Origin of the sequence: Formosa agariphila KMM 3901 (assembly GCF_000723205.1) — a bacterium.
Lineage (GTDB): Bacteria > Bacteroidota > Bacteroidia > Flavobacteriales > Flavobacteriaceae > Formosa > Formosa agariphila.
In genome coordinates, this window is the sequence record NZ_HG315671.1 from 124012 (window position 1) to 146349 (window position 22338).

The window sequence follows — 22338 nt, forward strand, 5'->3', positions numbered from 1 at the left end:
TTTTGCATAATGAGCCTACGAGTTACCGTTGCTAGCAAGGTTAAGTGATTAAGTCACGGATCCCGTAGCGAAAGCGAGTCTGAATAGGGCGCTTTAGTTAGTAGTGGTAGACGCGAAACCGTGTGATCTACCCATGGGCAGGTTGAAGCTGTAGTAACATACAGTGGAGGACCGAACCGGTTGACGTTGAAAAGTCTTCGGATGACCTGTGGGTAGGGGTGAAAGGCCAATCAAACTCGGAAATAGCTCGTACTCCCCGAAATGCATTTAGGTGCAGCGTTGATTTATAGTTTTATAGAGGTAGAGCTACTGATTGGATGCGGGGGCTTCACCGCCTACCAATTCCTGACAAACTCCGAATGCTATAAAATGTTGATCAGCAGTGAGGGCATGGGTGCTAAGGTCCATGTCCGAGAGGGAAAGAACCCAGACCATCAGCTAAGGTCCCCAAATATATGTTAAGTTGAAAAAACGCGGTTGAACTGCTTTGACAGCTAGGATGTTGGCTTGGAAGCAGCCATTCATTTAAAGAGTGCGTAACAGCTCACTAGTCGAGCGGTTCGGCATGGATAATAATCGGGCATAAACATATTACCGAAGCTATGGATTTATAATTTATTATAACTGGTAGGGGAGCATTCTATAGGTGTAGAAGGTGTACTGTGAGGTATGCTGGAACGTATAGAAAAGAAAATGTAGGCATAAGTAACGATAATGCGGGCGAGAAACCCGCACTCCGAAAGACTAAGGTTTCCTCAGCTATGCTAATCAGCTGAGGGTTAGTCGGGACCTAACGCGAACCCGAAAGGGGTAGTGGATGGACAACAGGTTAATATTCCTGTACCTGCTCACACTAAAAGTGACGGAGGCGAAAAGTTAGTGCGTACTGACGGAATAGTACGTTGAAGCGAGTGGTAACACCGCGATAGTACACTGAGACTACGGTCAAGGTGATAATCTAGCAAATCGACTTCCAAGAAAAGCAAGTGAAGCAGCCCGTACCCTAAACCGACACAGGTAGTTGGGATGAGAATTCTAAGGAGCTCGAGAGATTCATGGTTAAGGAACTAGGCAAAATAGACCCGTAACTTCGGGAGAAGGGTCGCCCCACTTCGGTGGGGCCGCAGTGAAAAGGTCCAGGCGACTGTTTATCAAAAACACAGGGCTATGCTAAATTGAAAGATGACGTATATGGCCTGACACCTGCCCGGTGCTGGAAGGTTAAGTGGTGGGCTTAGAGGTTTACCTCGAAGGTCTAAAATGAAGCCCCAGTAAACGGCGGCCGTAACTATAACGGTCCTAAGGTAGCGAAATTCCTTGTCGGGTAAGTTCCGACCTGCACGAATGGTGCAACGATCTGGACACTGTCTCAACCATGAGCTCGGTGAAATTGTAGTATCGGTGAAGATGCCGATTACCCGCTGTGGGACGAAAAGACCCCGTGCACCTTTACTATAGCTTAGTATTGGTTTTGGATAAGTAATGTGTAGGATAGGTGGGAGACTTTGAAGCGGCATCGCTAGGTGTTGTGGAGTCATTGTTGAAATACCACCCTTTGCTTATCTAGAGTCTAACCTTCATTCGAAGGGACAGTGCTTGGTGGGTAGTTTGACTGGGGTGGTCGCCTCCAAAAGAGTAACGGAGGCTTCTAAAGGTTCCCTCAGTACGGTTGGTAATCGTACGTAGAGTGCAATGGCATAAGGGAGCTTGACTGAGAGACCTACAAGTCGATCAGGTACGAAAGTAGAGCATAGTGATCCGGTGGTTCCGTATGGAAGGGCCATCGCTCAAAGGATAAAAGGTACGCCGGGGATAACAGGCTGATCTCCCCCAAGAGCTCATATCGACGGGGGGGTTTGGCACCTCGATGTCGGCTCGTCACATCCTGGGGCTGGAGAAGGTCCCAAGGGTTGGGCTGTTCGCCCATTAAAGTGGCACGCGAGCTGGGTTCAGAACGTCGTGAGACAGTTCGGTCTCTATCTACAGTGGGCGTTAGAAATTTGAGTGGATCTGACTCTAGTACGAGAGGACCGAGTTGGACCAACCTCTGGTGTATCTGTTGTTCCGCCAGGAGCATTGCAGAGTAGCTACGTTGGGAAGGGATAAGCGCTGAAAGCATATAAGCGCGAAACCCACCACAAGATGAGATTTCTTTAAAGGGTCGTGGGAGATGACCACGTTGATAGGCTATAGGTGTAAAGGCAGTAATGTCATAGCCGAGTAGTACTAATAACCCATAGGCTTATTGTACGCCTGTTTTTTTATAAGAGTACAAGAATTATTATTAGGATTTATATGTATGTCACCTTCGGGTATTTTTCAATATGTTAAGATATTTGCGCTAAAGCGCGGTTGATTAGTTTTCTAAGTGGAAATTAACAATCAACAATTTAAGGTGATTATTGCAATGGGGCTCACCTCTTACCATTCCGAACAGAGAAGTTAAGCCCATTAGCGCCGATGGTACTGCATTGTGGGAGAGTAGGTCGTCGCCTTTTTTATACTAAATCCTCAACATTTATTTGTTGAGGATTTTTTTGCTTTAAATCCATCTTGAAACTTTCAATAACCACATACTTTATATTCACTCTCTATTCTAATACTTCTTATGAGTGGGTTTAAAGATAGATTAATTAAAAATTGACTGAGAATACCTTATTCTATTTTTTGTATAATTAAGACTATTTAAAACGCTTAAATTTTAATTAAGGAAATGTATAATGGTTTAGTAATAGTAAAGCCTAGGATTTAGCTGTATAGGTAGACTATATAATTAATAATACGTTTTGTATGTATATTAATTGCAGAAAAAAATTATAGATAATTACATTAGCTAACAATTGTCATATAATGTAAAGAAGGTAAGAAGTATCTTTGAAATGTGTTTTTTAGGAATCGATTAACCTAAGAATAATTGACAATTTTTTGATTACTATTTTTTTTTAACCTTCAGCTTATTACTTGTATTAAGCTGAAGGTTTTTTTGTGTTTTTAGTTCACTTTAATCAAACGGTCGTTAAAAAACAGTTTGGTGGCATCATTTTGATGAGACAATATAGCTTGTTTAAGCGCTTCAAAATCTCCAGAAGACATTTCTAAATGTGTCGTAGAGAAAAATTTATTTAACAAAGAATAATTGTTGTCTGGCGCGTCGTATTCTACAGACATAACATGTATTTGATCTCCTGCTTTATATAGCTTCCCATCAACTTCTACATCTGCAGTTGGTTCCCATAAAATATCAGCATCATGATGATTACTATCCTTGAAGTTTATTGATAATCCTTCGTAATCTACATTTAAAGTTTTCATATTAAAAGTTTTAAAATTAGTTTTATAAAAAAAATGTGTTTTAAATATACAATAAAAGTATCAATTTTTCAGTCCCTAAATTATTAGATTATAGATTATTAATAAAATAAAAATGGCCATCTAAATAGACAGCCATTAAATATTAAATTGGTGATACCGAAGATTAAAATATTAATGCTATTTTTCCACGGATATAAAATGGTGTTCCTGGAGTAAAGTGTATTTCTTCTACAGCTTCAGGTTCGTCAAACAATCTACTTTCTGTTGCAAATTGTGTTTCATTCCATTCTGTGTTAAATAGATTTTCAATAATGATACTGTAAGTCCAATTTTTCCATGAATAATTCACATTAAAATCTGTTACAAAATATCCTTCAGCGACTATAGAGTCATCTTCATTAGCGGGTCTATCATCTATATATCTGTAATTAAGTCCTCCTGAAAATCGACCTAAATTATCGACTAAAATTCCTCCAGCAGAAGTAAGGTTTGGCGCTAATGGGATGTAGTTTTCACCACTTGGATCGTCTACACTTCTTGCATGCGAATAATTAATATCTGCATAAAGATACAGCCAATCTAAAGCTTGATAACGTGCTCCTAAATCGACACCTAAACGTTGAGTTTTTCCGCTAGGTTCTACAATAGCAGCATCTCCTACATATACAAACTCTTGTTCTAAGAATAAATACCACAAACTTGCGTTTATTGCTAAACGTTCTGAAGGTTTTAAAAGCGTCCCTAAGTCTGCACCATAAGCCGCAGGTAAAATAGATTCTCCGTTGTTAGCAACTACAACGCGTGTATCGTTAGAGTGAAATCCCATACCTGCTTTTAAAAATAATTGAACATCCTTATTTACAGAATAGATTGTGTTCAGTTTAGGACTTATACGCATTTTAGTTTCAGCTATATCGCTATAGGTTTCCGATAATTTATCTTGATATTGAAATTTAAAATAATCTAAACGTGCAGACGGATTAAACGTCCATTTACCAGTTTTAAATTCTGTGTTTAAAAATGCGTAGGTATTTACTTCATCTACATCACCTAAAGCTTTATAATCTAAAATTGTTTTTCTATTTACCGTATGTGATAATTCAACATCATCTACATTATCATATCTAAACCCAACCCCTGCTTGATATTTAAACATCGTGTTATTTCCTAATTCAATATTTCTATGTTCGTAAACCGTATTCGCTCCAGTTGTTAAACGGTTTTCAAATTGTCTTATTTGATCACCATTTACAGGGTCGTCTAAATAAAATGTAAAATTAGAAAAGAGTTCAAAATTATATTGCGACACATAAGCAGATGTTTTAAAAGACTTATCATTATCTATCACTTTTGTATGATTTATTAACAAGTTCGTTCTGCTTGTTTCACCACCTTCTGTATCGTCTATGGCACCAAAACGATCAATGCTACCATCGTCTATGGCACGTTGTGGAATTTGCCCTGAAGCATCCCATTTACTTTGAAAATGAGACAAAGTTAAGCTCAACTCTTGATCACCAGCTATTTTATAATTGTAACGTCCCATGACGTTAATTCTGCTAAAATTTTGTGGCGAATCAAAAGGTCCGTCTGTTAAAGAGAGTTCTGAAGCAATATAGGCACTACTTTTATCGGTTTTTAAAACATTAAACATTCCCATAAGTCGGTTGGTGTTAAACTGCCCCGCTTCTAATGAGATGTAGTTATTATTTAGCCTCTCTCTAAGTCCTAAACTTACATAGCCTGCAGTGGTGAAATTTCCTTGATCTGCATAATATGGTCCTTTTCCAAAGTTAATATTGTCTATAGTTTCAGGAATAACAAAGTGCAAATCTGAATAGCCTTGACCATGAGCATGCGATACCATATTAACAGGTAATCCGTCTACGGTTAAATTTACATCTGTTCCATGATCAATATCGAAACCTCTGAGGAAAATTTGTTCGGCCTTTCCTCCACCTGCATGCTGACCAATAATAAGCCCAGGAACTTTCCTTAAAATTTCTTGCGATGTTTTTACTGGACTTACTTGTACATCTACATCGACAAACTTACTTAAGGCATCAACTTCAGCTACAATTCTTACTTGATCTAGCGAAATATTAGCCTCATTTAAGGTTATGGTTAAAGGTACATTTACATCGGTTTGAGATAAACGAATCGTTTTAGGAGTATATCCTAAACGGGATATGTATAAAGTGTCGTTTTCTTGTGTTTTATTTATTGTAAACGTTCCTGTTAATGCGGAATGTGTATGTGTTTCTGTGTTTTTGTTATATATGCTAACATCTTCTAAGGGAGTGTTATTAGAATCAATTATTTTTCCCGAAATCTGTTGTGCATAAATAATACCTGTAAGCAGAACTAAACCTGCTGTTAAAAAATATTTCATTTATTTCATAATTTAATGGTCCTCTAGTAAAGAGGAATTAATATTTGGTTGTAGTCAATATATTGGTACTCTTAAATATAAAAGCACTCTAATTTTAGACGGTTTACGAATACTTACGCAAAACATCCTATTAGGGTTTTAAATTGACTAGAATAAATTATGAAATGTGTTGTGGAGGCGGCGTGTACGTTGGTAACTTTAACGCGTAAGTCGATAAAGATGTATACCACGTTTTTTTGTAGTTAAGTGTATAATTTTGCTTTTGAAACGGCATTCGGATGTTAAGAGATGCTTATCTATTTCAGCTTTAAAAATTGATTTCTGATGATCGTTTTGTTCTTCAGAAGTAGAAATAATGTAATCTAAAACGGCAAGGACTTGATGCGAATGATTTGGAATAACCTTTCCTGTAGCTGTATGTGAATGATTTACTAATGGAAGTGTATTTGTATATTGATAAGAATTTTGAGTATGTACTTTAAAAATTGAAGCATCCTTTTTATGCGTTAATAGAATATGATCTTCAACATAATGGGATACAACATGAATCATATCGAAAAGCGAATGCTTTAAAGGCGATATGATGTAACAACATGCCATGGCAAGAATAATACCTCGAAAAGCAATTAATTTTATAGTTGATGGGGCTTTCAAAAAGATGAATCTATTTACAGCAACGAAAATACAGATTAATTCTAATCCAACAGCTTATTTCAAGTTAGATTTAAAAGGGTATTGCCTATGCCGTGCAAATCTGTTTGTAAAGTATGCCGTAACTAGTAAAATTAAAACGCCAACAAAAACAGGATTTATTACATATAAAAATCCTAAATTTTTAATTTGAGTACTTCCTATTACAGCAATAAGTGCAGTAGCTCCTCCAGGCGGATGCATTGTTTTTGTAATTTGCATGGCAACAATAGCAATAGATACTGCCAAAGCACATGCTAACCAACTCAGGTCCGGGTTAGGAATTAATTTAGCAATACACACCCCAATAATTGCACTAAATAGATGTCCGCCAACTAAATTTCTAGGTTGTGCTAACGGACTACTTGTTTCTCCATAAATAAGTACAGCCGATGCACCAAACGAACCAATTAGAAACGTATTGTCTAAAGATGTTAAGGTTAAAGTTTGTAAGCTTCCAATTAAAGCAATACCAGTAAAGGCTCCAATAAACGACCATAAATGATCTATAGGATCTATTATGGTTTGTTTTACAACCATAAGTTTTGCTTTGCGATAGGTTTTACGTTGGTTTAGTTTTTTGTTCATAAAGAGAAATAGTTTAATCTTAATAAATAGCTAATTGGTTAATTTAAACTGAAAAATATAGAATATAGCATAGCGATATTGCGGAAACAAATATCCATAATGTAGTAGCAAAAGCCATAGGTTTCCAACCTGTTGTTTTTAAATCTGAAATAGACATTGTAGTTCCTACTAAAAATAAAGTCACAACTAATAAATGTTTAGATATAGCAACAAAAGATGTGGTTATGGTTTCTGGTAACAGATTGGCACTATGTATTAAAATAGCTGCAATAAATAAGATGATAAACATTGGGAATTTAATTTTCTGACCACTATTTTTAAATAAAAACATAGATAGTATAGACATTGGTATAATCCATAATGTTCTAGATAGTTTAACAGTGGTAGCAATATTTAAGGCTTCCTCGCCATAATTAAGAGCAGCACCAACTACAGAACTTGTATCGTGAATTGCAACTGCACACCACAACCCAAATTGATGTTGATTTAAACCAAAAAAATGACCTAAGTAAGGGAATACAATTAATGCTACAGCATTTAAAAAGAAAACGACACCTAAAGACATGGTTATTGTTTTGGTATCTGCTTTTATTATTGGAGAGATGGCAGCAATGGCACTTCCGCCACAAATTGAAGTCCCCGAGGTTATTAAATGTCCGAGCGATTTATCTAAATGTAAATATTTAGATAAAATTAACCCGAAACTCACGGTTAAAAATACACAGAATAAAGTAAGTCCAAAACTTGAAATACTGGTTTGTATGGTTTCTACTATGGCCATTCCAAAACCTAAACCGATTACAGCGATTTTTAGAAGAAAATGAATGCTTTTCTGACTCTTTTCTAGAAATGGGTGTTTAAAAAATAAAGTAAAAACAAAACCCAAACCTAATGCTAGAGGACTAGAAATTTGTCCAGCTAACGCTAGTGCGATAACTGAGAAAAAATATATTTTAGATAGATGTGCTTTCATTGTTTCTAACTTTGAAACAAATATACAGCGCAGTTATAATTAATTTGAAACGAAAAAAGTTATACGTAATAACTTTTAGTTATGGTTAAGTTTGATTAATTTTTCAAAAAAGTCTTTAGTTTTAGATTGAAAACCTTGACGCGACACAAAGTAAAACCAACGTTCGAAATTAAAATTCTGAATATCTATCACTTTTAATTTATTGTTTAGTAAATCGTCGCTAATCGAATGGATAGAGAGTAGGGCATAACTTTTAGAATGATATAAATAATTTTTAATCGCCACTGTACTATGGAGTGTTACATTCGATTTTAGTTGTTTTATACCATATTCGTTCAGTTTTTTATAAATAATTTCTCGGGTTCCAGAACCATGTTCACGTTCTACCATGGGTAAATGCTCTAAATCTTTTAGTTGTAACATACCGGTTTTAAATTTAGGATTGTTAGCACTTGTAACCAATACGATTTCATCTTTTATAAATTTTTCATATTGTAATTGTTTATTATGGCTACTACCTTCTATAATTCCAAAATCTAATTGTAAACCCGTAATTAAATGCTCTATATAATCGGTATTTCCACTAATAAGTTGAACTGTTGTATTCGGGGTGTTTTTCTCAGATTTAGCTAAAATTTGCGGAAGTATATAATCGGCGAGTGTGGTACTTGCTCCAAATTTTATGAGTTTTTGTTCGTCTTGTTCTAGCGTTAAAAAATGATTGTCTAATTCGGCATGAAGCGCTAGAATTTTCTCAGCATATTCTAAAAAGTCTAGTCCATCTGGTGTAAGTTCAATATTATTTCCCAAACGAATAAAGAAAGTTTTCTTGTAAGTATCTTCTAGAGTACGGATGGTTTTAGAGACAGCAGGCTGAGACAGATTTAAAATTTCTGCAGATTTTGTGAAGCTTAAGTTTAGAGCTACTTCTTTAAATATTTTAAATTTTACGTTCATAATATCAAGTGTAATTCAGTAAAAAAATAAAATCGGTTTGAATATCATCCAAACCGATTTTATAAGAAGTTAATATAGTAAGAATTTATGTGACTTACATGGTTTCAAGACTCTCAAAGCTTTCAATTTTAGAAGCTTCAATAACAGCGTCTAAGTTACTTGTATCTACACCTCCAATATAATCTGCAGGGACAATAACAACTCTAAAAAGTTGATTTTGCGTAAATTCGTTATCCAAGGTGTTTAAATCCACATTAGGAGAAGTTAAGAAAATAGCAAAATCTTCATCGGTAAAATCGTAGTTATAGGTTAAAATACCTCCATTTTCAAAGTAATGTGTTTGAGGTACTAATCTCCAATATTCTTGTCCGTCTATAGTTTCCCAAGAAATGTATACTAAGACAGCATCCGAAGGGACAATGTCGAATCCATAAAATTGGGAAATGGTATAATTATTAGCTGCGTTAAAATCGACTTCAATTTCGAATGCAGCTCCCACCTCACCATCTAAACCATCCTGTCCTGGAGGTCCTGTTGGTCCTTGATCGCCTTCACAAGCGGTAAATACTAAGGCTAAGCAAAATAATGCTATAATATGTTTCATAGTTTTAATTTTTCTAAACGATTTAATCGTTGTTTTAAGATTAAAATTAAGATTATTAAATGGAAAAGGCAACTAATTATGAATTTTTGGGAGTTTACGGTGTCTAATACATAAGAGTTAGACTACTAGTACTAGCACATTTGTTATTATAAACCTACTAGAAATAATGTCTAGTATCTTATACTATAATTTATACTTTCGGTATTATTAAGATTAATAACGTTAGTAATTATGTTAGCATCGCCATATATTTGTTTTAAGTTGATAAGTTTTGTATTAATTATAGACTAGTTTAACTAAACCAATTCTGTCTGTAGTAATCTTTTTATCGGTTTAAACTCATTTAAACCGATTAATACATTGAAGTTACATTCCGTTTTTGGTTAGAATAGATTATCCTTTCTTTATAAAATTGAGATTAGATTAAACATGAAAAAAATAAGTATCATACTCGTTTGTTTGTGTCTGTGGACATGTAACTCGTCTGAAAAAAAAGTAGAAGAAGTTGTAGAAGAAGAAGTATCTCCTTACCTCTTTAAAGATGCTATTTCTAAACTAAAATATACAGATTATACTTTAGATAGTGATGCACAAGCCGATATTGATTCTTGGGATAAATATGCCGAATTAATATTTGTTATCTCTAAATTAAAAACTGGAGATATGTCTTATTTTCTTGGGGATGCTAAAACTATCGAGGTTTTAATGCGAGAAATTTTAAGCAATATTCCAGATGCTGTTAACTCTCCGTCTATACAGGCTCGTTTTGTAACACTAGAAACAAAAATGCTAAAATTACAAAGTGTATTAAGTATGCGTAATATTCCTGAAGAAGAACAATTACAAAATATAAAAGAGACGTTAATTGCGTATTCAAATTTGAATTTACAAATTAATAAGAAGTATGAAAAAGACTCTCAAAATATTCAAAAACCATGATGTACTTTAAACAGTTTGTTGTTGCTATAATTATATGTTTTGGAAGTATTAATAATATACAAGCCCAAAATAAAGATGCTGAAAAAAATATAATCGCTAATCTGGATGCTTGGCATAAAGCTGCCTCTGAAGCCCAATTTAATACGTATTTTAATTTAATGACTTCAGATGCTGTATTTATTGGTACAGATGCTTCAGAAAATTGGAGACTTGAAGATTTTAAGGCATATAGTAAACCTCATTTTGATGCTGGTAAAGCGTGGAGTTTTTCGGCTTTAGAGCGTCATATTTATATTGGTAACGACTCGATAGCTTGGTTCGATGAATTATTAAATACCCAAATGGGAGTTTGTAGAGGTTCTGGTGTAATGAGATTTGAGGATGGAACATGGAAAGTGGCTCATTATGTATTGTCTGCTACAATTCCTAACGAAAAAATGAATGCTGTTGTGCCTTTAAAAGCGCTTGAAGATGCCAAAATTATTAAATCGTTTACCGATTAATTTTAAAACTTAACAGTAGTTACATGAAATACTTTTCTTTTATTTTCATTCTATTTTTTCTGTCATTCTCATTGTATGCACAAGATTCTGAAGTTGAATTAGAAGAAAAATCTAAGGCAGATAAAAAAGTTAAGACTGTAGTTATTCCTACCATTACATATAATAATAGTTTCGGAACTATGTTTGGAGCTATGGCATCTGGTTTTTATAAATTGAAAGCCACCGACACGATTTCTCCAATCTCGAAATCTATGTTTATTGGTACTTATAGTACAAATAAAACCTGGATGGCCATTATGCCAAATACCTTTTATTTAAATGAAGATAAACAGCGTTTAAAATTTGTATTGGGAGTGGGATCTGTAAATTTTCAAACTTATGTAGATTGGGGTGACTATTTAGAATTTTTACCAGATGATATTTTTAATGCTATAAATCCTGAAGGTGAATTTGTAGGGTATAATAATTCGTTTCAGTTTGCTTTTGCTGAGTTTGTCACCGAAGTTTATAAAAAAATATATGTAGGAGGGCATTTATTGTATTCTCATAATCTTACAGATTTTGATGTGCCCTTAAAAGAAGATGAAGAAAATAATCTATTTGGTTTTGGTTTAGCATCGGTTTACGATACTCGAGATAACCAAATGCGACCCTTAAACGGGATGAATGCAAAACTGAATACCATGCATTTTCTAACAAGTTTAGGAAGTACTGCTAATTATTCTAATATTAACATGGAGTATAATAAGTATTACCCTATGCAGGAAACAAATACATTATTGTTAAGAGGGTATGCGCAAATTGCAATTGGAGATGTACCATTTTCTGGTCAGAATGTTGTTGGTCGCGACGATTTAAGAGGGTATTCTAACGGAAAATTTAGAGCAGATCAAGTTTACGATGTGCAAACCGAGTACAGACATGCTCTAAATAAAAAGTGGGGTTATGTTGCTTTTGCTGGTGTTGCGACTGCCATAAATACGGCTAGCGATATAAGTTTAGATAATACATTGCCTGCAATAGGCGCAGGGTTACGTTACTTGGCCATACCAAAAGCGAATATTAATATTGGCTTCGATGCTGCAATTGGTCGAGACGATTGGGGTGTGTATTTTAGAATTGGTGAAGCATTTACAAGATAGTCTACTTTAAATCTTGTTTTCGATTTCTTACATATTTAACGTTAAAATTATCACATCTGTAAATTTTAGTTAGGTTAACTAGTTATTTTTCAGTAGCTTTAAGTTTAATCTAAAATTATTTATTATGGGTATTAAAAGTTTTGTAGGGTCTCGAAAGAGGCAGAGTCTAGAAGTGGAAAACGTAGCAGTTCGGGTGAGTGATTACATGAGCCGTGAATTAATTACATTTAAACCAGAGCAAACAGTAGAAGATGTAATTGATAAATTAATTACACATAAGATTTCTGGAGGTCCAGTAGTTAATGACAATTTTGAATTAATTGGAATTATATCTGAAGGAGATTGTTTGAAACAAATTAGTGATAGCAGATATTACAACATGCCAATGGAGCAACACAAAGTGGAAACACGAATGATTAGAGATGTTGAAACCATAGATGGTAATATGAATATTTTTGATGCTGCTAACAAGTTTTTAGAATCTAAACGTCGTCGTTTTCCAATCGTAATAGATGGTAAATTAGCTGGGCAAATTAGTCAAAAAGATATTTTAAAAGCTGCACTTACATTAAAAGGGCATAATTGGAAATAAAAAATTGCTTAGTCATCTCGTTTTACTAAAGCATAATAATCGCCTTCTAAAGGCAAATACCCTTGATTGTAAACAAAGTAATATGTCGTGCCCGCTTTTGTAACATATATACTTGTAAATAAATTAAAATCGAACCCTAAATTAACTAGCTTTAATTTAGTGGTTTTTGTTTTTTGTTCAGGATTTAGTTGTTCTAAAATCCGCCAATTCTTACGTAATTTATTATTTGTATTCCGGATAAGGTTTTTAGAATCTTTATTAATCTGGTTATTATAGGCATTTCTGCAATAATCGTCACAAAATTTTTTGTCCGATCGGCCTATAATTTTCTCACCACATTCTAAACACGTTTTATCCATACATCATAATTAAAATACTTTTGAAACTCCAATAGCTAATACCCAAGAATCGTAAGCATCAAAACGAAGATCATAGCCTATAGCTGCACCAAGCTCAAATTCTTTAGGTAACTCTAAACCATATTCCACTTCTCCTCTAATTAAAAATAAATCCTCTTCTGCTGCAAATTCTTCACCAATTCCAAGCATAAATGTAAAGTGCTCTCCTGGCTTGTACAATGCCATTAATGCCGGTGCAATTGGTAATTCACGTTCTAAAATTTCTATTTCTCCATCTTCAGTTTCTTCATGTACTTCATAAGATTCTAAGATAAAATCGGTGTGAAGACCAACACCCCATTTTTTATTTATCCAATAATTATAATTTAAACTTGCCATAGGTACAACAAGCCATTTTTTACCTTCTGCATGACTGCCTTGGTAAATATGAGCATGTCCAATCATGGCTCCAATTTGATGATGTTTAAATTCCCCTTCTTCAGATTCTAACTCCGTTTCGTGCTCAGCTTCATGTTCTTGTGCGTAAGTGCTATATGTTGCGAATTGTAGAAGAATTAAAAAGAATAATATATTTTTCATGGTTGGTTGATTTTGGAATAAAGTTAACTATTATTTGAATGTGCAATCCTAAAAAGGCACTAATTTTTTATCATCTAACCGCAAATATAACCGTTTTTAAACGACTACAATCGGTTGTAAGTGTGTTTAAATAGTTAATAACCGACAGTAATTTAAGTGCTTATGCAACTTTGTAACGTCTTAAAAACACTAAGACATGTATTAACTGTTTAACATTAAAATATAATATTATGAGCACACTTAGAAACAAAGTACAGTTGATTGGTAATTTAGGAAATGACCCAGAAATTATTAATTTAGAATCCGGGAACACGCTGGCAAAATTTACTCTAGCCACAAATGAAAGTTATAGAAATAAGGCTGGTGAAAAAGTCACCGATACGCAATGGCATTATATTGTAGCTTGGGGCAAAACCGCTAAAGTTGTAGAGAATTATTTAACCAAAGGAAAAGAAGTGGCCTTAGAAGGAAAGCTAACCTCTAAAAGTTACGATACTAAACAAGGAGAAAAACGATTTATTACAGAAGTTGTTTGTAACGAAATCGTGATGTTAAGTAAATAAAACATATTTCAAAGAGGATGATTTAAGTGGTCATCCTCTTTTTTATTTTATGTTTTTCTTACGTTTTTTTCGTTTCACACGATAAATTTGAAATAGCATGTATATGGTAAACAAAATAAGAATGGGTAGAATAATTACTAAATCAATTCTAGTAAATGCATCTTCTTGAGTACTCGCCCAATTCATGACCATTATTTCCCATATAATAAAGGCAAGCCAACATATACCTAGTATTATTTTAGATGATTTTTTTTTCATGATTTATGTTTTTAGTAATGGTGTTTAACACGTTGTTACAATTGTAATGACTATACTTTACTACTTCTAGGCGTCTTAAATTATAGAATAATCTAGCAGATAAAATTCATTAAATTAATGAAATATTAAATAAAATGAACAAACAGTTGATTCTTTCATAAAAAAGGTCCTAAATATTCGTTTAATTTAAATTTACACAAAATATGTATAACTATGATAGCCTTTTGGCTAACCTTTAGTATTTTTATGAAAAATATAGAAGTTAGAAAACCATGTCAGTACAACCTAAATTAACCAGATTTAATCAAAATGTATTATCTAAGTATCAGATATACAATAGTATTTTCATGACGTTACCGTTTGATTCAATTACGAAAACGGGAGTGTTATTACCTCTTTTTCATGAAACTTGTGAGAAAGGTTTTCAGAATGGTGATAATCCCACAACGATTGTTGAGTCGTTTTTTGAAAAATATCAAGCCAGACGTTCAGATGAAAGTCAAATGAATTTATTATTCAGATTCATTCAGTATATAGAAAGACAAGTTGTATTATTTGATGCTATTGAAGATGCAGCCTTCCCAGTTGTTAATAATATGGACGGGATTGGAACACTCCGTAGTTTAAAAGAAACAGCGAGTTCAGAAAACCGAACAGAACTTTTAAAACAATATCTTGAAGAGTTTAAAGTACGTATTGTACTTACTGCTCACCCAACACAGTTTTACCCAGGTTCTGTATTAGGAATTATTACCGATTTAACAAAAGCAATCCAAGAAAACGATTTGTTGTTAATAAACGATTTGTTAGCACAGTTAGGAAAAACACCGTTTTTTAAACATACTAAACCATCACCTTACGATGAAGCCATTAGCTTAATATGGTATTTAGAAAATGTGTTTTATTATTCTTTTGGATCTATTTACGATTATATTCAGCAAAATATATTCGACAATAAAGAAATAGATAACGATATTTTAAATATAGGATTTTGGCCAGGAGGAGACCGTGACGGAAACCCTTTTGTAACACCAGAAATTACACTTAAAGTGTCTGAGCGTTTAAAGCAAGCCGTATTAAAAAATTATTACCGTGATGCCCGTCGATTAAAACGTCGATTAACATTTGTTGGTGTTGAAGAACGTATTTCTTCTATAGAAGAAAAACTATACAGACACATGATAAATGTAACAGACAATACAATTATTACTGTAGACGAGCTTAAATCGGAATTAGAAGCAATTAAATCAATCTTAGAAGAGAAGCACCAATCTCTATATGCTACAGAAGTTAAGAGCTTTATTAACAAGATAAAATTATTCGGATTCCACTTTGCATCTTTAGATATCAGGCAAGATAGTCGTGCACACGATCAAGTGTTCACAGATATGGTAGATACATTAATTGCTTCTGGAAGCGATATTTTTCCGAAGAATTACAACGAATTATCTGAAGCAGAACAAGTCGCAATTTTATCTAAAGTTGAGGGCGCTGTAGATATGTCTATTTTCCAAGGGGAAGATGTCTTGAAAACGCTAAATTCTATGGTAGCGATAAAGCATATCCAAGAAACGAATGGAGAGCTTGCTGCTAACCGTTACATTATTAGTAACAACCAAACAACGTTAAACGTTATGCAGTTGTTTGCCATGTTAAAGCTTGTGGCTTTCCATGATAAGTTAACAGTAGATATCGGTCCATTATTTGAAACGATTACAGATTTAGAAAATGCGCATTTAGTAATGGAAGAGTTATATACAAATCCAGCGTACAGTGCACACTTAAAATCTAGAGGAAATAAACAAACCATTATGTTAGGGTTCTCAGACGGAACTAAAGATGGTGGATACTTAATGGCAAACTGGGCTATTTTTAAAGCAAAAGAACGTTTAACAGAAATATCTAGAAAATATGATGTAACCGTATTGTTCTTTGATGGACGTGGTGGACCTCCTGCACGTGGTGGTGGAAAAACACACCAGTTTTATGCATCTCTAGGGCCAACAATCGAAGATAAAGAAGTTCAACTTACTGTTCAAGGACAAACTATCAGTTCTAATTTTGGAACTTTAGATTCCTCTCAATATAATTTAGAACAATTAATTAGTTCAGGAATTTATAATCGCTTAAACGATACAAATACAGCAATGACGTCTGACTGTAGAGAAGTTATGGACGATTTAGCCGAAATTAGTTATAATACTTATGTAGACTTTAAGAATCACCCCATGTTTGTGCCTTATTTAGAACGTATGAGTACGTTAAAATATTACGCCAAAACAAATATTGGTAGCCGACCTTCTAAACGAGGTAAAGCAGAGGGATTAGTTTTTGAAGATTTAAGAGCCATTCCATTTGTTGGATCTTGGAGTCAGTTAAAACAAAATGTTCCTGGATTTTTTGGTGTAGGTACAGCATTAAAGAAATACGACGAAGCAGGTGAATTTGATAAAGTAAAAGCACTTTATAATTCTTCTAGTTTCTTTAAAACATTAATAGAAAACAGTATGATGTCTTTATCTAAATCGTTCTTCGATTTAACTAAATACATGGCAGAAGATCCTGAGTTTGGAGAATTCTGGGAAATTATTCATGCTGAATATTTACTAACTAAACGTTTATTATTACAGCTTACTGGATATGAAAAACTAATGCAAGAAGAGCCAGCAGGTAAGGCTTCTATTGAAATTAGAGAATCTATGGTATTGCCTTTATTAACCATTCAGCAGTTCGCTTTAAGAAAAATTCAAGAGTTAGAAAAAGCAGAAGTAAGAGACGAAGAGCAAATTAAAATTTACGAAAGTTTAGTAACACGTTCTTTATTTGGAAATATTAATGCAAGTAGAAACTCGGCTTAAAAAGCTTTGTTATATATAAAACAGAAAAGCCTCAAAATTTTAATTTTGAGGCTTTTCTTATATTTTAATATCCATTATGCAACTTTCTGAAGTAAATCGAAACACGGACACTTACTACAGCGTTTCTTTTCAGACTTTAAATATTTATCGCAACATTTGGTTTTACACTTGTTGGATACTTTAATTCCTGAGTTAAGCAAAATAGATTTTGCTTTTTTGTCTTCTTTCTTTTTATATTTTTTGTCTTTTTTCTTGCCCAAAACAAATGTAACTAATGGTTTAGGCTTCAAAAATAATTATTTTTACTTAATCTAAATAAGATTAATTGTTAAAATTTACTCAGGACTAATAGTCGAGGCTGTACTTACAGTTAATTGATTTATATCTCTATCGAATAAATATAAACCACCTTTATCGTCGCCAATTAAGTTAATCTTATCTAAAATGGTTCTAGCCATTGCTTCTTCCTCAATTTGTTCAGACACATACCATTGTAAGAAGTTGTGAGTTGCGTAATCTTTTTGTTCTAAAGAGATGTGCACAAGTTCGTTGATACTTTCACTTACAAAAACTTCATGCTTAAATAACATTTCGAACATTTCTTTAAATGATGTGAAGGTTACATTAGGTGCTTTCAGTTCTGAGATAAACGCGTGTCCACCACGTTCGTTAATAAACTTGACTAATTTTAGCATGTGTTCGCGCTCTTCATCAGACTGCTTATACATAAAATTAGATATTCCTTCTAAACCTTTTACTTCAGCCCAACAAGCCATGGCTAAATATATTTGAGAAGATTCTGCTTCAATTCGTATTTGCTTATTTAGTACTTCTTCTATTTTTTTTGATAACATATGCTTTCTGTTTTTTATCAAAGTTATAGATAAATGAAGTCATTTTTAAATTAAAATTCTTAATATTTTGCTTTTTTAGGCATTCTAAATAAGCTGATTTGCTTGGTGTAAAAGGTTATACGAATTCCAAATAGTAAAATAATACCGCCAATTACCATCTGTAGTGTAATGGTTTCATCTAGAAAAACCCAAGCTAAAATTGAAGCCAAAATGGCTTGACCTAATAAACTAACCGATACTCTAGTTGCTCGCATATGCTTTGTCGCGAAACTAATAAGTAACCAAGCAAGAAGTTGACACACTAAGCCTTGAATCACTAAAACTAACCAACCCATACTAGAAAAACCAGAAAAAGGTTCTCCCATAGCAAAACTAATTATTCCTAATGCAATTGCAGAGGACACCACACTAATAGTCATAAACGTTAATACATCGGTTTCTTCTAAAACAAACTTACTGGTTAGCATATATACGGCATACAGCATACCTGACAGGATAGCAAAAAAGAAGGCGATATCGAAATCGAGATTAATAAAAAATTGAAAGCCCACTAAGGTTACCATTCCAATTATAGCGATTATTGTTCCAATCCAAAAATTACGTCTGGGTTTGTCTTTCAAAAATAAAAAGGCTCCAATGCCTACCCAAACAGGCGATAAGTTTGTAAGAAGTGTTGCTTGTGTGGCCGTTGATTCTTGAATAGCAATATTCCAAACACCCACATCTAAGCCAAAAACTACACCACAGAGCGATGCTAATAATAGCATTTTGGTAGACGGAATTTTTAGCTGTTTAGTAATTAAAACATAAGGCAAGATAATTGCTGAAGCAATGGCCATTCTATAAAACGCAGAGATTAACCCAGGAGTTAAACTTAAACGCACTAAAACAGGGAAAATAGAAATACAAATGATGCCTACAACGAGAGCAATTCTAGGTTTTGTCATATGAAAACAAGTTTAAAAACCGGCAAAAATAGGCAATTAATGGATTGAAAAAGGATATAAATAACCTCTTAAATAATTTTCCTAAAAATAAAGTTCCTGCGCTAGTCTAAACGTGTTGGTATGTGCTTCTACTATTGTTTTAATTTCTGGCGAATATCCGCCACCCATACTACACATAACAGGAATTGCATGGTGTTTACAGGTTTCTAATACAAAGCGGTCTCGTGTTTTACAGCCTTCAGTTGTAAGTGCTAGTTTTCCTAATTTATCTGAAGCTATAACATCTACGCCACACAAATAAAAAATGAAATCTGGTCGATGCTCAGTAATCAGTTTGGGTAACGTTTGTCTTAGAATTTTTAAATAGGTAGAATCATTTGTGTTATCTTCTAATTCAATATCCAAATCGCTGTGTTCCTTCTCAAACGGATAATTGTTTTTGGCATGCATAGAAAAAGTAAATACACGGGGTTCGTCTCGAAAAATTTCTGCAGTTCCGTTACCTTGATGCACATCTAAATCTACAATTAATATACGTTTAGCTAAATTTTTGTCCAATAAGTGTTTGGCAGCAATAGCTTGGTCGTTTAGCATGCAAAAGCCTTCGCCTCGATTCGAGTAGGCGTGATGTGTACCTCCAGCAATGTTCATGGCAATACCATATTGTAATGCATATGCTGTGGCTTGTATTGTACCCGAGGCAATACAAATTTCACGTGCTATTAAACGTTTGCTTAATAAAAAACCAATTTTAAGCGCAGCCTGATGATTGAGTGTTAGGTTTAATAAATCGTAAAAATATTCCGCATCATGAACCTCTAAGATTTGCTTGTGATTTTGCAATAGTTCTGGTTCAAAGAAATTTTCTGCTGTACACGTCCCTTCATACACTAACTGCAATTGTAAAAGTTCATATTTTTCCATAGGAAAACGATGCCCTTTTTTTAGTGGATGATTGTAATACGGATGATAAGCAATCTTTAGCATACTATTTATGAAGCTTTAATTGTATGCGTTTTCTTGAAACATCAACCTCTAGAACCTTGACTATAATTTGCTGATGCAAACTAACATGCTCACTCACATCGCTCACAAAGGCATCGGCTAAATTCGAAATATGAATCAAGCCACTTTCTTTAATTCCGATGTCTACAAAACATCCGAAATTGGTAATGTTATTTACAATTCCAGGAAGTAATTGCCCTTCGCTTACATCGGCAATGGTTTTAATATCTTGATTAAACGTAAAGACTTTGGCTTGTTGCCTGATGTCTAGTCCAGGTTTTTCTAATTCTTTAATAATGTCTTGTAAGGTTGGTAAACCAACAGTTTCAGAACAGTATTTTTTAAGATTAATTTTTTGAAGTAATGCCGAGTTCCCAATTAATTCTGAAATGCTTTTACCAGAATCTTTTGCCATGTTCTGAATTAAAGCATAGCGTTCTGGATGTACAGCAGAATCGTCTAACGGGTTTTTAGCATCTTTAATTCTTAAAAACCCAGCACCTTGTTCAAATGCTTTGTCGCCTAAGCGCGGTACTTTTTTAATGGCTGTTCGTGTTGAAAATGCACCGTGTTCCGTCCTATAATTCACGATATTTTCGGCTAATTTTGGTCCGATTCCTGAAACATAACTCAATAGGGACGTACTTGCTGTATTGACATTTACTCCAACTGAATTCACACAGTTTTCAACCACTAAATCTAAACTACTTTTTAGTTTAGATTGGTCGACATCGTGCTGATATTGCCCTACACCAATAGATTTAGCATCAATTTTAACGAGTTCGGCTAAAGGGTCTTGTAAACGCCTACCAATAGAAACCGAACCTCTTACCGTGACATCGTAATTTGGAAATTCGTCTCGTGCAATTTTAGAAGCGGAATAGATAGAGGCTCCAGCTTCGCTAACTACAAACACTTGAATATCGGTTTTAAAATGAATACGACGAATTAAGGTTTCTGTTTCTCTAGAAGCTGTTCCGTTCCCAATCGCAATGGCTTCAATTTTATAGGCTTCAACCATAGTGCTGATTTTCTTTATAGCTCCAGCGGCATCGTTTTTAGGCGGATGCGGATAAATGGTTTCGTTATATTTTAAATCACCTTGAGCATCTAAACACACAATTTTACAACCGGTTCTAAAACCCGGGTCTATGGCTAATACCCGTTTTTGTCCTAAAGGCGAACCTAAAAGCAATTGTTTTAAGTTTTTTGCAAATACCTGTATAGCCGATTCGTCTGCTTTATCTTTTGCTTTTTGAAGTGCTTCATTAGTTAATGCAGGTAACAATAAACGCTTGTAAGCATCTTTTATAGCTGTAGCAATTTCAGTTGAGCAAGCATTATTAGAACGTATAATACGGTCTTCCATTTTGTTTAAAGCGGCTTCATCATCAATTGCAATTTTTACACGAATAAAACCTTCTTTTTCAGCTCTTAAAATGGCTAATAAGCGGTGTGATGGAATACGGCTTAAGGCTTCGGTCCAGTCAAAATAGTCTTTATACTTTTGAGCTTTTTCATTTGTGCTGAGCGAAGTCGAGGCATCAGCCTTTGTTTTTACAACTTTCGTTGAAATGGTTGCATAGCGTTCTAGTTGATAACGAATATTATTTCTAATTTCGCTACGTTCATTAATCCATTCAGCAATAATATGACGTGCGCCTTCCAGAGCATCTTCTACAGAAACTACATCACCTTTTACATACTTAAATGCGATAGATTCCACATCGTTCGCATTCTGGCTCATGATAATTTTAGCCAAAGGTTCTAAGCCCAATTGTCTTGCTTTTTCAGCTTTGGTTTTTCTGCTTTTTTTGAATGGTAGATAGATATCTTCGAGTGTAATTAAATCGGTAGTCGATTCAATTTTTTTCTGAAGTTCAGACGTTAAAACGGCTTGGTCTTCAAGCGCTTTTAGAATGGTTATTTTTCGTTTTTCGAGTGTTTCGAAAACCTCTTTATATTTTACAATATCTGCAATTTGTACTTCATCTAAATTCCCGGTGAGTTCTTTTCTATAACGCGAAATAAACGGAATGGTACAATCTTCTTGTAACAGTTTTAAAGTGTTTTTTATAGCAGTTTCAGGAAGTCGGGTTTGGGAGATGATGTATTGTAAAATAGACATGTTTAGATTTTAAAAAGGATTGTAAATATAAGGATGTTCGTTAGAAAAAGGGAGTCATAACTAGAAATAAAAAGACCTCTCAAATATAAACTTGA

General features: G+C 34.0%; 20 protein-coding genes and 2 rRNA genes. 8 read left to right on the plus strand and 14 right to left on the minus strand.

The annotated features are described in order from the left end of the window. Both BN863_RS18185 and rrf read left to right on the plus strand, forming a co-directional pair. A 23S ribosomal RNA gene (locus BN863_RS18185) occupies nucleotides 1-2251 on the plus strand. Nucleotides 2252-2391: 140 nt separating this feature from the next. Then, nucleotides 2392-2498 (plus strand): 5S ribosomal RNA (gene rrf / locus BN863_RS00480). A gap of 493 nt (nucleotides 2499-2991) precedes the next feature. Here rrf and BN863_RS00485 read toward each other — a convergent pair. From BN863_RS00485 to BN863_RS00515, 7 genes are all read right to left on the minus strand, one after another. Further along, the gene (locus BN863_RS00485; RefSeq protein WP_038526110.1) at nucleotides 2992-3312 is read right to left on the minus strand and encodes a hypothetical protein; all 321 of its coding nucleotides are present in this window, start codon (nucleotides 3310-3312) and stop codon (nucleotides 2992-2994) included. 163 nt (nucleotides 3313-3475) lie between these two features. Continuing rightward, nucleotides 3476-5704, minus strand: a complete 2229-nt coding sequence (locus tag BN863_RS00490) for a TonB-dependent receptor (RefSeq protein ID WP_038526113.1) — start codon at nucleotides 5702-5704, stop codon at nucleotides 3476-3478. Nucleotides 5705-5902: 198 nt separating this feature from the next. After that, nucleotides 5903-6358 carry a hypothetical protein gene (locus tag BN863_RS00495; RefSeq protein WP_038526116.1) on the minus strand — a complete coding sequence of 152 codons (456 nt, stop codon included), beginning with the start codon at nucleotides 6356-6358 and terminating at the stop codon, nucleotides 5903-5905. A gap of 54 nt (nucleotides 6359-6412) precedes the next feature. Then, nucleotides 6413-6982, minus strand: coding sequence for an HPP family protein (locus tag BN863_RS00500; protein ID WP_038526118.1), 570 nt, complete (start codon nucleotides 6980-6982; stop codon nucleotides 6413-6415). Nucleotides 6983-7025: 43 nt separating this feature from the next. Next, nucleotides 7026-7955, minus strand: coding sequence for a YeiH family protein (locus BN863_RS00505; RefSeq protein ID WP_038526121.1), 930 nt, complete (start codon nucleotides 7953-7955; stop codon nucleotides 7026-7028). 75 nt (nucleotides 7956-8030) lie between these two features. Then, entirely contained in the window at nucleotides 8031-8912 is an 882-nt protein-coding gene (locus tag BN863_RS00510) for a LysR family transcriptional regulator (RefSeq protein WP_038526124.1), read from the minus strand. Between the two features lie 94 nt (nucleotides 8913-9006). After that, entirely contained in the window at nucleotides 9007-9516 is a 510-nt protein-coding gene (locus BN863_RS00515) for a hypothetical protein (protein ID WP_038526126.1), read from the minus strand. Nucleotides 9517-9945: 429 nt separating this feature from the next. Between BN863_RS00515 and BN863_RS00520 the strand changes: the two genes are divergently transcribed. From BN863_RS00520 to BN863_RS00535, 4 genes are all read left to right on the plus strand, one after another. Then, nucleotides 9946-10455, plus strand: a complete 510-nt coding sequence (locus BN863_RS00520; RefSeq protein ID WP_038526129.1) for a hypothetical protein — start codon at nucleotides 9946-9948, stop codon at nucleotides 10453-10455. Further along, complete coding sequence (locus BN863_RS00525) at nucleotides 10452-10958, plus strand: nuclear transport factor 2 family protein (RefSeq protein ID WP_242404054.1); 507 nt, start codon at nucleotides 10452-10454, stop codon at nucleotides 10956-10958. Before BN863_RS00520 ends, BN863_RS00525 begins: the two co-directional genes overlap by 4 nt. Before the next feature lie 23 nt (nucleotides 10959-10981). After that, nucleotides 10982-12100 (plus strand): BamA/TamA family outer membrane protein, encoded by a 1119-nt coding sequence (locus BN863_RS00530; protein WP_084817436.1) that lies wholly within the window; start codon nucleotides 10982-10984, stop codon nucleotides 12098-12100. A gap of 124 nt (nucleotides 12101-12224) precedes the next feature. Further along, entirely contained in the window at nucleotides 12225-12692 is a 468-nt protein-coding gene (locus BN863_RS00535) for a CBS domain-containing protein (RefSeq protein ID WP_038526135.1), read from the plus strand. Nucleotides 12693-12700: 8 nt separating this feature from the next. On the opposite strand, the gene BN863_RS00540 is transcribed toward BN863_RS00535, so the two are convergent. After that, complete coding sequence (locus BN863_RS00540; RefSeq protein WP_038526138.1) at nucleotides 12701-13051, minus strand: hypothetical protein; 351 nt, start codon at nucleotides 13049-13051, stop codon at nucleotides 12701-12703. Nucleotides 13052-13060: 9 nt separating this feature from the next. Beyond that, a complete protein-coding gene (locus BN863_RS00545) occupies nucleotides 13061-13630 on the minus strand; it encodes a hypothetical protein (protein WP_038526141.1) in 570 nt (189 codons plus the stop codon). 230 nt (nucleotides 13631-13860) lie between these two features. Between BN863_RS00545 and BN863_RS00550 the strand changes: the two genes are divergently transcribed. Next, nucleotides 13861-14193 (plus strand): single-stranded DNA-binding protein, encoded by a 333-nt coding sequence (locus BN863_RS00550; protein WP_038526144.1) that lies wholly within the window; start codon nucleotides 13861-13863, stop codon nucleotides 14191-14193. Nucleotides 14194-14723: 530 nt separating this feature from the next. After that, nucleotides 14724-17309, plus strand: a complete 2586-nt coding sequence (locus BN863_RS00560; protein WP_038526150.1) for a phosphoenolpyruvate carboxylase — start codon at nucleotides 14724-14726, stop codon at nucleotides 17307-17309. Nucleotides 17310-17383: 74 nt separating this feature from the next. Here BN863_RS00560 and BN863_RS18190 read toward each other — a convergent pair whose 3' ends face one another. From BN863_RS18190 to BN863_RS00580, 5 genes are all read right to left on the minus strand, one after another. Continuing rightward, nucleotides 17384-17599 carry a hypothetical protein gene (locus tag BN863_RS18190; protein WP_242404055.1) on the minus strand — a complete coding sequence of 72 codons (216 nt, stop codon included), beginning with the start codon at nucleotides 17597-17599 and terminating at the stop codon, nucleotides 17384-17386. 45 nt (nucleotides 17600-17644) lie between these two features. Continuing rightward, nucleotides 17645-18163, minus strand: a complete 519-nt coding sequence (locus tag BN863_RS00565) for a ferritin (RefSeq protein ID WP_038526154.1) — start codon at nucleotides 18161-18163, stop codon at nucleotides 17645-17647. 59 nt (nucleotides 18164-18222) lie between these two features. Then, a complete protein-coding gene (locus BN863_RS00570) occupies nucleotides 18223-19110 on the minus strand; it encodes a DMT family transporter (RefSeq protein WP_038526157.1) in 888 nt (295 codons plus the stop codon). A gap of 81 nt (nucleotides 19111-19191) precedes the next feature. After that, complete coding sequence (locus BN863_RS00575) at nucleotides 19192-20097, minus strand: histone deacetylase family protein (RefSeq protein WP_038526160.1); 906 nt, start codon at nucleotides 20095-20097, stop codon at nucleotides 19192-19194. Between the two features lies 1 nt (nucleotide 20098). Further along, complete coding sequence (locus tag BN863_RS00580) at nucleotides 20099-22243, minus strand: Tex family protein (RefSeq protein WP_038526162.1); 2145 nt, start codon at nucleotides 22241-22243, stop codon at nucleotides 20099-20101. Between the last annotated feature and the right edge of the window lie 95 nt (nucleotides 22244-22338).